Below are 12,254 nucleotides of genomic sequence, written 5' to 3' on the forward strand. Positions count from 1 at the left end.
CCGCCAGCGCATCGATATTCGGCGTCCGGATCGCGGGCTCACCGTAGCAGCCCGCCATGCGACCCAGATCGTCAGCGATCATCAGAAGGATGTTACGAGGCAAGGGCTAACTCCGTGAGGGATATCGGCGTTTGCGCGCGCGGGAATTCGGCGATGACATCGGAGGCGACATGCGCCCCTGCGGACAGCGCCGTCTCGATACCCGCGTCGCGCGCAATCGCGGCGAGATAGCCCGCGTTGAACGCATCTCCTGCGCCGACCGTGTCAAACACCTCACGCCGAGGCGCGTGTGCCCGGATGGTTTCGCGACCATAGCGGCAGATCGCGCCATCGGCACCGCATTTGACGACCAGGCGTGCGCCCGCGCCGCCTCCCTCCTGAAGGGCATCGAGCGCCGCAGGGAGATCGGCGCATCCCGCCAGCGCGCATGTTTCCTTGTCATTGAGTAGCACGTGATCTGATTTCCCGATCCAGCGTAGAACGGCGCGTCGGCTCGCGTCGGTCCAGCCACCGCCGGGCCAGCCCGGATCGATTGCGATTTCCGCGCCAGCGAGGCGCAGGTGATCGATCAGCGCCTCTTGATGGGTAAGCAATCCGGGCATGGCGAAGGCGCCGCTGACCAGAGCAATCGCTCCGTCCAGCGGCCAGTCTTTCAACTGCCTCAGGAAAACAGGCAGATCTAGCTTCGCCAGGTGCCCATCGATCGAAAGGAAACTACGCTCCGCATCCTCGAAGAGCACGCCAACCGACACCCCGGTCGGATCGCTGAACCGCTCGATGCAGTCGAGGTCGCCCTGAAACCGATCCGCGATCATCTCGCCCGCCATGTCCAAACCACAGCCGGAGATCAGGCCGTTCGGCGCGCCGAGACGGCTCAAAACCAACGCCGTATTCGCGGCCGATCCGCCGATCCGCATATCCGAGCGCGGCAGAAACGTCTCGGTGCCCGGATCGGGCCAAGCCCCGATCGCGCCCATGACGAGGTCAAGGTTGGCATTGCCGAGAACGCAGATCGGACGGGCCATTACGCGGCCTCCCCGCTGGTCACCTTGCGCGACCGGATCGGCACGCCGACCTGATCGACCATGCGGTCGGAGGCCTCGATGATCGCCTTTTGCAGAACTGGCAGGACCGAGATCGCGGCCGCGAGTCCCTGACGTTTCGGCAGGCTGACCGTCAGGGCCCCCTCGACCGGCGCTTCGCCGGAGAAATCGAAGACGATGGGCCGGATACCGTGGCCGAGGAGTTCGCGCGAAAGCCCGTCGATATTCACGCCCTCATCCCCCGCCCCGCGCAGGAAGATCACGGCGCTCTCGTCATCAACCATCTCGAAGGGACCATGGCGGAATTGTCCAGCCTCGAGACCCAGCACGGGAATACGCGCCAGTTCCATCAGGCTCAGCGCCGCGGCATCTGCAATCCCCTGCATCGTGCCACGCGCGCAGATCACCGCATTCTTTGCACCCGCGATGGCGGCGACGACCTCTGCGTTCTCCGCCGTGACCGGCGCATTCAGCGCCTCCACGAAGGCTTCGCTATCTGCCCCGAGGGCTGCCAGCACCCCCATATGCAGGGTCAGCGTGATCAGAAGCGAGCGCGTTGCGGCATAGGCATGCTCCACACCGCCCTGCCCCAGCAGCGGGTGCGTGCGCGTCGCAAGCGGGCTGTCGGGATCGAGCGTCAACCCGAAGACTGGCCCCGCTGCGGGCGCATCGAGGTAGCGCAGAACCTCGCCCGACGCGCCCGATTGCGAGGTCAGAAACACCGTCGCCTCGCGCGAAATCGGCGCGCGCATATATTCGGAGACGACATGCGCCGTCGCGTCGATGCCCGCCTGCCGGTAGAAGGGCTCGGCGGCCCGGTTGATCCAATGCGAGCCGCCCATCCCGAGCAGCAACAGCCGACCGGTTGCGCGGATTTCCTCAGCCGCCTGAGCGCAGGCAGGATGGCAAGTCTCCCAAGTGGCGCGGGCATCGGCGAACTGGCGGCTGGTTTCGGACTGAAGCTGTTCCAGGCCCGGCGAAATCGTCATCTGTGTCTCCATTGCGTTCATGCCGGCACCACGGGCCGACCGGTTTTGTCGAAGAGGTGGCCGCGTTCAGCCTGCGGCGTCAGATACACCGTCTCGTCGACGCGGTAGCGCTCGAACCCGGGCACGCGTGCAACGACGGTGCCGGCGTTCTGTGTTGCGACGTGGATGAAGGTGTCCGCACCCAAAGCCTCGAAGAAGGTGACGGTGCCATGCCATGTGCCGCTGTCGCGGCTTATGTCGACATGCTCCGGGCGGATGCCATAGGTCGCGCCGCCACGGCTTTCGGCCTCATGGCCTTCCACGAAATTCATCCGCGGAGAGCCGATGAACCCGGCGACGAACTGCGACGCGGGGCGCTCGTAAAGCTCCATCGGCGCGCCGACCTGCTCCACGTGGCCGCCATTGAGCACCACGATCCGGTCGGCCAGCGTCATCGCCTCGACCTGATCGTGGGTCACGTAGATCATCGTCGTGTCTTCGAGCCGCTTGTGAAGGCGCGCGATCTCGATCCGCGTATCGCCGCGCAGCGCGGCGTCGAGGTTCGAGAGCGGCTCGTCGAAGAGGAACACGCGCGGCTGGCGTGTGATCGCACGACCGATGGCGACGCGCTGGCGCTGCCCCCCGGAAAGCGCGCGCGGCTTGCGATCAAGATAGGGCGTGATCTGCAGCATATCGGCGGCCTCGCGGACACGCGTCTTGATCTGGTCCTTCGAGAGCTTCGCCTGTTCCAGCCCGAAGGCCATGTTCTCGTAGACCGTCATATGCGGGTAGAGCGCGTAGGACTGGAACACCATCGACACACCGCGCTTTGCGGGCAGCACGTCATTCATCGGCGCCCCGTCGATGGTCAGCTCGCCCGAGGTGATGTCTTCGAGCCCCGCGATCATCCGCAAAAGGGTGGATTTTCCGCAGCCCGAGGGGCCCACGAAGACGACGAACTCGCCCGCTTGCAGCGACAGGTCCACGCCATGCAGAACCTCGAGTGTGCCGTAGGATTTGGTGACGGATTTCAATTCGACCGAAGCCATGGGATCACCCTTTCACTGCGCCTGCGGTCAGGCCGGAGACGATCTTGCGTTGGAAAATGAGAACGAGCACGATCAGCGGCACCGTCACGACGACCGAAGCCGCCATGATGTTGCCCCAGGGGATTTCGAACTCGGACCGGCCGGAAATCAGCGCGATGGCGACGGGAACCGTGCGCTGGCTGTCGGTCGACAGGAACGTGAGCGCGAAGAGAAACTCGTTCCATGCGTGGATGAAGGCCAGAAGCCCTGTGGTCACCATCGCGGGCCACATCAGCGGCAGGAACACCCGGAAGATGATCGTGATCGGGCGCGCGCCGTCCATGATCGCCGCTTCCTCGACCTCGATGGGCATCTTGCGCATGAAGGTCGTGAGCACCCAGACGGTGAAGGGCAGCGTGAAGATCATGTAGGAGAAGACGAGCGACCAGAGCGAGTTGAAGAGCCCCATAGCCCGGATCACCTCGAACAGACCTGCCAGCACCGCGATCTGCGGGAACATCGACACCGACAGGATCGTCAGCAGCAAAAGCCCCCTGCCCCGGAATTTCACCCGGCTCAGCGCGTAGGAGGCCGTCACAGCGAGGATCAGCGACAGGATCACGACGACCGTCGCGACGAAGACGGAATTCAGAATCTGTCGCCCGAAATCGCCGCCCTCGAGCATCGAGGCGTAGTTCGAGAAATCGAAGCTATGCGGGAAGTAGTTGATATCGAATATCGCCTGCCCGGTCTCGAAGGAGGTCAGGATCGCGTAGTAGAACGGGAAGACCGCTTGCAACACGATCACCGCGACGAGGGCGTAGAATCCGAAGGACTTGAGCTGTTTCATTCGCGATCTCCCGCGAGATCCATCCGCGTGGCGAAGATGAAGAAGATGGTGATGAGCGCGATCACGAGGAACAGCAGCGTCGAGGCCGCCGAGCCGTAGGCGAACTTGTCGTAATCGAAGAGGTTCTCACGTGCGAAGACCGACATCGTGCGGGTCGCATCCGTGTTCGGCGTGAGCACGTAGATGATATCGAAGACGCGCAGCGCGTCGAGCGCCCGGAAGACCACCGCCACGAGGATCGCGGGCAGGATCAGCGGCAGCGTGATCTTGCGGAAGACGCGCACCGGCGGGATGCCGTCGAGCTTGGCGGCCTCGTAGATATCGCCCGGCACCATCTGGAGGCCTGCCAGGATCAGAAGCGCCATGAAGGGCGTGGTCTTCCAGACATCGACGATGACGACCGCGATCATGGCGGTATCGGGCGAGGCGGTCCATGCGATCGGGTCTGCGATCAGGTGCAGACGCATCAGCATGTCGTTCAGGATGCCGAACTGGTCATGCATCATCCAGGCCCACATCTTGGCCGAAACGATCGTCGGGATCGCCCACGGGATCAGCACGGCGGCTCGCACGACACTGCGGCCTCGGAATTGTTGATTGAGGACGAGCGCGATCACGGTGCCGAAAATCGTTTCGACGGAAACGGAGATGATCGAGAACTTGATGGTGTTCCAGACGGCCCCCCACCAGCGCGGATCGACGAGAAGGCCCTCCCATTCGCCCTTGCCGTTGCCGTAGTCGAACCAGTCGAGATAGTTGCGAAACCCGACCCATTGCGCCTCTCCCATCCGGTCGAGCGACGCATCCGTGAAGCCGAACCAGATCGTGCGGGCCAAAGGCCAGGCGGCAACCGCCGCGAGCACGAGCAGCATCGGCAAAAGGAACAGCCAAGCCGAGCGAACGCGTTGGCGAGAGAGTTTGGATTTCGTGGCGTCGACGGCCATCTCGTTCTCCTCTTGCGTCAAGCGGCGCGCGTGATCCGCGCGCCGCGCAGGGCACAGGGCCTTACCAGGCGTCGCCTTTGAGGCGCTTCAGCTTGGCTTCCAGCATCGCGAGGTTGTCCTCGGCCGAGCCGTCGCCCGACAGCGTGTTATGCACGGCAGTCCAGAACAGCGACGAAGCCTCGTTATACTTGCGTTTCGCAGCCGCCGAAGGACGCGCGAGCGTGCCGTCCAGAACCGGTTTCCAGAGCGGAATGAAAGGCTGCTCTTTCGCGACTTCCGGATCGTTATAGACGGCCGTGAGGGTCGGCGGACGCGACGTGACGATCGCGCGCTCTTTCTGGCTCTCGTAATTGTCGAGGAATTTTACCAGATCGATCGCTTCCTGCTGGTGCTTGGAATATTTCGAGACCGCAAGCTCCCAGCCGCCAAGGGTTGCCGCGGACTTGCCGTCCTCGCCGCCTTTGGGCAGTTCCGACACGCCGACCTTGCCTTTGACCGGGCTGTCATCGCCATTGACCAGTGCGTAAGCGTAGTTCCAGTTACGCATGAAGACCGCGTCACCGGATTGGAACACGCCGCGTGCGTCTTCTTCCTTGTAGTTCAGCACGCCTTCCGGGGCGATCGTGCCGATCCAGGACGCCGCCATGTTCAGCGCCTCTGCCGCTTTCGCGTTGTTGATGTCGATCGAGCCGTCGGGTTCAACGAAGTTTCCGCCGCCATAGCTGGCGATCCATTCCATCGCATTGCAGGTCAGGCCCTCATAGGCCGCGCCTTGAAACACGAAGCCCTGCATGTCCTTGTTGCCCGCTTCACGCTCACCGTCCTGGATGATCTGCGCGGTCTCTTTCATCTCGGCCCAGGTCTTGGGCACAGGACGGTCGTATTTCTTCAACAGGTCTTCGCGGTAATAGAGCGCGGGTGCCCCGATGAACATCGGCAGAGCCACCAGCTTGCCGTCCACCATCTGCCCCTTCAGGGTCGACGGGATGAACTGGTCCTGAATATCCTTCGTCGCCTCGTTCAGATCGACGAAGTGATCGGCAAGCTGCGGCGCCCAGACGACGTCGAGACGATAGACGTCGATATCGGAGGATTTAGCCGACAGCCAAAGCTTGTATTGGCCGAACTGGTCGGTCGTCGACTCAGGCATCGAGACGATCTTGACCGTGTTGCCAGTTTGCTTTTCCCAGCGATCGAGTTCGGCGCGCAGCACCTCGTTATCCTTGCCGATGGCGCCATGCACGATCGACAGCTCCACCGCATGGGCCGGACCTGCGGCGAGACCTGCGGCGGCGAGCCCGGCATAGATCAGTTTCCTCAACTTCATTTCTACACTCCCATTAGTTCTTTATGATTTTCGGCCTTCGTCACGGCAGAATATCGGTGAGGTCCAGCACATTTGACCTCCCGCTTGCCGCAGCCGGAGATAGACCGTCTCCCCGGCTTGAAACTCTCCCAAAGCCACGCGTCCGGCCCATTGCCACTCCGCCGGACGCGGCAGCGGATGGAAGCGGTAGGCGGGGCTGTCGATGGGCCCGAGATTACCCGAAAGCGCCCCTTCGCGCAGGCGCGCGGCCGGGATCTCGATCGACTTGCCGCTCAGCGTCGCCCGGATGACAGCGTCAGATCCGATGCGCGCGCGCAGCATCACGCCCTGCGTGGCCGTGGTCGAATTGTTCGGGTTGGCCTCGGCGGTCACAGAGAAGACGACCCCTGCCCCGTCCTCGCGCAGCTCCGGCAGCGCGTGACCAGCATCGTCACCTTCAAGCGGCGAGACCACTTCAGCGCCCCGGAAGCGCGGTTCCACATCGAGGATTTCGCCCCCTTCGATTTCGATCCGGCCATCCCAGTGGTGTTTCGACCCGCGCGCACCCCAGCCGAGTTCGAGATAGAGAAGCGTCTCATCGGCATCCTCACCGATCGGCGCCGTTGTGAGCGCAGGAGAGATCCGCTCGAACAGTTTGCCGTTGCGCATCACGTCGATGCTATCGATGAAGCCGCCGCCTATCGCCTCGATTTGCATATGGGCCGCATCTTGCGGCGCGACGATCCCGCCTTGCACGACATTGCCGATTGCGCCGAGCAGGTGAATACGGTCGCCTGTCAGCGCATTGGTCCGCCGCGACATCATCGCATCCCAGATCGCCTCACGGTCGCGCTCGGTCGCATAGGCAGCCATCCGGCCATGCCCGTAAGAGCCCGGGAACGCGCTGTGGTGATCGGTATTGCCGACGATTCCGAAGGCATGGCCTTCATGCAGGCCCCATTCCATCGTCGAATGCCCATCGACCGGTCCCATCGAATGCAGGTAGCTGCGCCCGGTCTCGGAAGTCTCCGCGCAGCCATGCATCGAGAACATCTCGACGAAGGGCGAAAGCGTCCGGTCGAAGGTCTTCCAGTTGATCCCGCGCGCGCCCTGCCGATAGCCGATGTGATGCGGAAAGGCGAGCGCGCGGCCCGGCATCTCGGCCTCGAGCGTCTCGCGCAGGTCCGAAGGACTGTCTGCCAGATGCAGAGGCGCGAACTCCAGATCGGCATAGACGATGGTGTAATCGCCGTGTTCGCCCGAATGGATCTCGTATCCGGGGAAGACGCTGAAACGCGCGGTCTCGGCAGCGCGCAGGGCGTCGAAATGGCTCTCCCATCCCGCGCGCAACTTGGCAAAACCCTTCACGTGGAAGTCGACGATATGGGCCACGGAAGGGTCATCGACTGGCATGTCGGGCCAATGCGCGTGGCCGGTGATCGAAACGAAGTCGAGCTGAAGCGCAGCCCGCGCCAGCGCATCGGCAAAGCGCCCATGCCCATAGGAAATGTCGCAGTGGTTGTGGATGTCACCATAGAGCGGGGTCAGCCCCAGCTCGGCGGCAAGCGGCGTCAGCCGGGCGGGAAGCGAGGCGCGGATCATTGGACAAACTCCATCGTCTTCGGATCAACGGCGCGCCCGCCCGCGTTCAGGCTCATCTGGGCTGCACGAACCAGCCGGAGCGAGGCAACCCCCTCGGGCACGCCCACCGGGGGAACCTCCCCATCTGCAAAGCGGCGCATGGTGCGGACAAGCTCCAGATCGGCGCCGAAATGGCTCGATGAGCGGTCATTCGAGACGGCTTCGATCACGTCGCGGGACCGGCCATAATTCGAGACGAGATCGATTTCGCCCGAATGCCGCTCCATCCGCAGACGCCCCGAAGAGCCGACGACTTCGAGCGTTTCCTGATCCTCGGCGAAGGGCCCGAAAATCGTGAAGAACAGGCAGGCGTCGACGCCATTTGCGTAGCGCACCGTGACGATCGCATGGTCGTCGATATCCGATCCCGGCAGGTAGACGCAGTTGTCGTTGCGATCCTGCGGCGCGGTCGCCGTGCTCCAGCTCTCATTTGGCACTTTCGGGATGCCTTCCGCCTTGTCGATCAGCGTCTCGTGGCGGCGATAGGGGCAATCGCGATCGCATTCCGAGCAGCGCGCCGGGGCGTTCGGATCGGGAGCGAAGATATCCGAACGCCCGCCGATCGCGCTGACCGTAAGGGGGGCGGCCCCCGCGATCCAGTTGAGCACGTCGAAATGGTGCGAGCCCTTGTCATTGAGCGCCCCGCCCGATGTGGCGTTCGAGCGATGCCAGAGCTGAAGGTAGCGCGTATAGGGAATGACGGAGCGCAGCAGGATCATCTGCGGGCTGCCGATCTCGCCGCGCGCGACCATCTCTACCGCCGAGATCCACGGCTTCTCGTAGCGCCGCGTGAACCCCATCATCACCGGCTTGCCCACTTCCCGCTCCGCCGCGGCGATGGCTTCTGCATCCTCCAGCGTGACCGAGATCGGCTTGTCGAGATAGACACGTTTTCCCGCCCGGATCGCCTCGATTGCAGGGGCGCGATGCGCGTCCGTGTGGGTGGTCACAAGCACGAGGCCCACATCGGGATCGTGGACGGCCGCATGCATATCTTCGAAGACGCGCACCTTGTGATTGAGGCCCTGCGCCGAATAGAGCCCATCGAGATGCTGCGCCGCAAGCGCCGCGCGATCCGCGAGCCGGTCCTGCACGCCGATGATCCGCAGCCCGGTTTCACGCGCCAGCTCGGCCATGCGCGAGCCCACGTAATACACTCCGCGCTCTCCGGCTCCGATGATGGCTACGCCCACCGTCTCTGCCGCTGCATCTGCCTGCATCAAACTCTCCGTTATTCGTTCGATGCCAGCTTATGTGGGTATATCTTTTCGAAAAATATGAGTTATACTCAGTCTGTCAAATCGACGACGCTGCCATGTTCCACGAAATGGACCGGCAGGTAATGGATCTGCGGCGGAGGGCCTTCCCCTTGCACCCGCGACCAGACAACCCGTTCGAATAGATCTATTTTCTCGTCGTTCCTGTTACCGCATACATCGAAACGCCGAAGGTGTTCGGATGGAAAATCGGTGCTGCCCAGCACGACGACCGAAAGATCGCGCCCCGGGACAATCTCCAGATCGCGCAAGGCGCGGTCGAGCATGTAGCCGTCGACGACTCCCCAAGCGATGAGCGCGGTAAAGGGCAAATTTCCGTCCGCTTCACGCTGCGCGGTCAGCGAGTCGACGAGGTCGGAACTCCGATACCCCCCAGGCAGCGCATCGGTCTCCAGAAGCCAGCTTTCCAAGCCTTCTGCCGCGCAAAGTCGCTCGTATTCGCGCCGCGCCATCGCGATTTGCCGCGCCGGATGGCCGGAGGTGAAGTAGGCGATCTTCGTATGCCCGGCCCCGCGCAATCGACGGAACGCCTGCGCCAGAGGCTCGCGCCAGTTCGTCCCGATCGCGTCGAGCCCGATCCCCGTCGCAGAAATACCGTCAAGCACGATCGAATCCGCATGTGCGGTGAGTGCCGCGAGAAAGCGGATCGGAAGTGTCTCGAAATGGAGCTGGATGAGACAGCAGCGAAAGCGCCCCATGCGGCTCATCACCGCTTGCGCTTGATCTTCCGAGGAATAGCCGAGCTTCAGAATGTCGATCCCGCGCGCTTTCAGGCGTTGTTCGAGCTCTTGCAGAAGGGTGTTCGCCAGACGGCTTTCGGACAGCCGATAGAGGATCAGGAGATCCGCATCATATTCGGTCTGCTTCTCGACCACCTCCGCGATGGAGACCCCTGCCCCGCGCCGAGAGACCAAGCGCCCCGCGGCGATTTCGGGTTTCAGCACGCGCTCCACCACACGTTGCGCAACCCCGAACCGCTTCATCAGATCGCGCATCGTCGGCAAACGGTCCCCCGGCCTTCCCGCCGCAAGATAGGCGCGAATCCATGCGGCCAGGTCGTCTTCGCCCGAGGACTTCTTCATTCCGCGATCACCAGTTCCTGCGTCAACGGGCCTTCTCCTGAACCACTTTCGCCCGAGAGCCATGTATGAGGGCTGGGCGCCGGTTTCGTCAACGCGACGCGGGAAGCGGTATCGCGATTGGACTCACCTGCCAAGCCGCACTCGTCGCACGCGACAAATTCCGGCTAGGCTTAACGGCTCATTTACTTTCAGCTTGTTAGTATGCCCACTCGTGCAGTTGATAGGAGAATGCAATGAAAGACCCGACCCAGCCTGACACGGCAGAAGCTGTTCTACTCGACTATGTCGAGCGATATGGCTTAACGGAGAGAGCGCGAAGATACTTCCTCAACCTTGGCCAAGAGGAAGCATCCGATGGATCACGCGCCGAAGCTCGATACCCAAAAGACGATCAACACACTTCCTGAAAGACGGGAGCCTTATTGGAACATTCTCGAGTATTGCCGTCACATTGGGCTCGAGAAGAAACCAGCTAAGCCCCTTCATTGGGTCGCTCGGATCCGCAAGAAGGATGGCCGCTATAAGCAGCAGCGACTCGGACCCGCAGCTTCGGAAAACTCAACGGGCCTTTCCTACGAAGCGGCGATCACGCTCGCGCGCGCCTGGTTCGCCGAGCAGGAATTGCGGGGTATTGCCTCAGCAAGTTTCCCGGTCGGGACCACACAGCATCTGCGATATTCGAAGAGTGACGCTGGCTTCACTGTGGGCGACGCCCTGATCGACTATGTGGAATGGAAGCGCATAGCTGCCACGAAGACGACCTTTGAGACTCTGGTCGCATTGATCAACTTTCATATCCTGCCGCGCCTCGGAGCGGTTCAGCTCGACGAGCTGACCGGCAACACAATCACCAATTTCTGTCGTGCCATCCTTGAGACGCCACCCAAGCGGGGGAACCAGGCGCTCAAGGCAAGGGTAAAGATTGAGAGCCTCGACCCGGATGCATTGCGCCGCCGGAAAGGAACACTGAACACGCTGCTGGGGATATTGCGAATTGCCATGCAGATGGCATGGGAGAACGGCCACACCGCCTCGGAACGCTCTTGGCGCTGCATCCACCGCGTCCCGAATTTGGAAGTTCCTCGTCAGATCTTCCTCACACGCGCGCAGTGTCGTGAGCTGATCGCCGCATGCCGCCCAGATCTTGCGGACTTGGTGCGTGCAGCGCTTTATACGGGCTGTCGCGTGTCCGAGCTTTCAGCGCTTCGCGTGTGCGATGTCGGAAAAGACATCTTTGGTATTTACGTCTCCTCCCCCAAAGGCTGGCGACCACGCTATGTGTATCTCCCGGAGGAAGGGATGCGATTTTTCTTGGCCAAATGCGCCGGGAAAGCAGACGATGACATCGTCTTTCGCACCGGCGCAGGCCAGATCTGGAAAACCCGTCACAAACATCTCTTCAAAGCAGCTGTCGAGAAGGCCGGGCTGCCGCATGAATTCGTGTTCCACGGATTGCGGCACACTTATGCCAGTCAGCTTGTGCAGGCCGGCGTGCCGCTTGCCATCGTCGCGCGTCAACTCGGCCACGCGAATACAGACACGGTGAGCCGGACCTACGGCCATCTGTCTTGCGAAAGCATCGAACGTGAGCTCGCTCTACGATTTGCCGCGTTGGAAGATCAGCCTCGGGAATATGACGTGCGAATGCGCGCGTTACGGAAATCGCTGCAAGCTCCGCCTCCGTCGATCCCCGTCGCGTCTTGGCCACGGAGCAACTTCGCCTTGTGTCGAGGCGACGAACTTCAGTTCGTCAGCCGCAGAGGAGCCTGAAGCGTTCGCGGTCTTAGTGCGGAGAACGCTTGCGAACACACTGAGCCGCCATTTTCTGGAAGACGTGACGCATGTCTTCAAGCCTGTCTAAGATCACAGCTCGGACCGAATTTAGCATGGGGAACGACACCCGAAACCCGCCGCGACCAGTTATTATACTTACTCGGAAGTTCCGTTCGCGAGAGTGAGCAGACCTGCGTTCGATTTCAGCAATTGGGCATCAATCCCGCATGGTCGCTGCGCCGAAGACCGAATGCGCGGCAAACGCTATGGCGCGATTGCACCAGAGACGCTCAGGCACGCAACCACATTTACCCCTTTCGTCAATTTTGCCCCCCCCCCCCC

At 62.2% G+C, this 12,254-nt stretch carries 10 protein-coding genes; 1 reads left to right on the forward strand and 9 read right to left on the reverse strand.

What is annotated here, in order from left to right:
* Nucleotides 1-92: 92 nt before the first annotated feature.
* The 9 genes from B3D39_RS07450 to B3D39_RS07490 form a co-directional block, all read right to left on the reverse strand.
* Nucleotides 93-1,025 carry a carbohydrate kinase family protein gene (locus tag B3D39_RS07450; protein ID WP_274963423.1) on the reverse strand — a complete coding sequence of 311 codons (933 nt, stop codon included), beginning with the start codon at nt 1,023-1,025 and terminating at the stop codon, nt 93-95.
* Nucleotides 1,025-2,032, reverse strand: a complete 1,008-nt coding sequence (locus B3D39_RS07455; RefSeq protein ID WP_274963422.1) for an SIS domain-containing protein — start codon at nt 2,030-2,032, stop codon at nt 1,025-1,027. The genes B3D39_RS07450 and B3D39_RS07455 overlap by 1 nt, the downstream gene beginning before the upstream one ends.
* 17 nt (nt 2,033-2,049) lie before the next feature.
* Entirely contained in the window at nt 2,050-3,060 is a 1,011-nt protein-coding gene (locus tag B3D39_RS07460; RefSeq protein ID WP_274963421.1) for an ABC transporter ATP-binding protein, read from the reverse strand.
* A 4-nt stretch (nt 3,061-3,064) separates the two neighbouring features.
* Nucleotides 3,065-3,889: a carbohydrate ABC transporter permease gene (locus tag B3D39_RS07465; protein ID WP_274963420.1), complete on the reverse strand. Its 825-nt coding sequence runs from the start codon at nt 3,887-3,889 to the stop codon at nt 3,065-3,067.
* Nucleotides 3,886-4,833, reverse strand: a complete 948-nt coding sequence (locus tag B3D39_RS07470) for a carbohydrate ABC transporter permease (RefSeq protein WP_274963419.1) — start codon at nt 4,831-4,833, stop codon at nt 3,886-3,888. Before B3D39_RS07470 ends, B3D39_RS07465 begins: the two co-directional genes overlap by 4 nt.
* A 61-nt stretch (nt 4,834-4,894) precedes the next feature.
* Nucleotides 4,895-6,160, reverse strand: coding sequence for an ABC transporter substrate-binding protein (locus B3D39_RS07475; protein WP_274963418.1), 1,266 nt, complete (start codon nt 6,158-6,160; stop codon nt 4,895-4,897).
* 21 nt (nt 6,161-6,181) lie between these two features.
* Entirely contained in the window at nt 6,182-7,741 is a 1,560-nt protein-coding gene (locus tag B3D39_RS07480; protein WP_274963417.1) for a hypothetical protein, read from the reverse strand.
* On the reverse strand, nt 7,738-9,000 hold the full coding sequence (locus B3D39_RS07485) for a Gfo/Idh/MocA family protein (RefSeq protein ID WP_274963416.1): 1,263 nt from the start codon (nt 8,998-9,000) through the stop codon (nt 7,738-7,740). The genes B3D39_RS07480 and B3D39_RS07485 overlap by 4 nt, the downstream gene beginning before the upstream one ends.
* 68 nt (nt 9,001-9,068) lie before the next feature.
* Nucleotides 9,069-10,139: a substrate-binding domain-containing protein gene (locus tag B3D39_RS07490; RefSeq protein WP_274963415.1), complete on the reverse strand. Its 1,071-nt coding sequence runs from the start codon at nt 10,137-10,139 to the stop codon at nt 9,069-9,071.
* Nucleotides 10,140-10,493: 354 nt separating this feature from the next.
* On the opposite strand from B3D39_RS07490, the gene B3D39_RS07495 reads away from it, so the two are divergent.
* Nucleotides 10,494-11,909 (forward strand): tyrosine-type recombinase/integrase, encoded by a 1,416-nt coding sequence (locus tag B3D39_RS07495; protein ID WP_274963414.1) that lies wholly within the window; start codon nt 10,494-10,496, stop codon nt 11,907-11,909.
* Nucleotides 11,910-12,254 lie beyond the last annotated feature (345 nt).

This window comes from Thioclava sp. UBA3469 (genome assembly GCF_002378135.1).
Lineage (GTDB): Bacteria > Pseudomonadota > Alphaproteobacteria > Rhodobacterales > Rhodobacteraceae > Thioclava > Thioclava sediminum.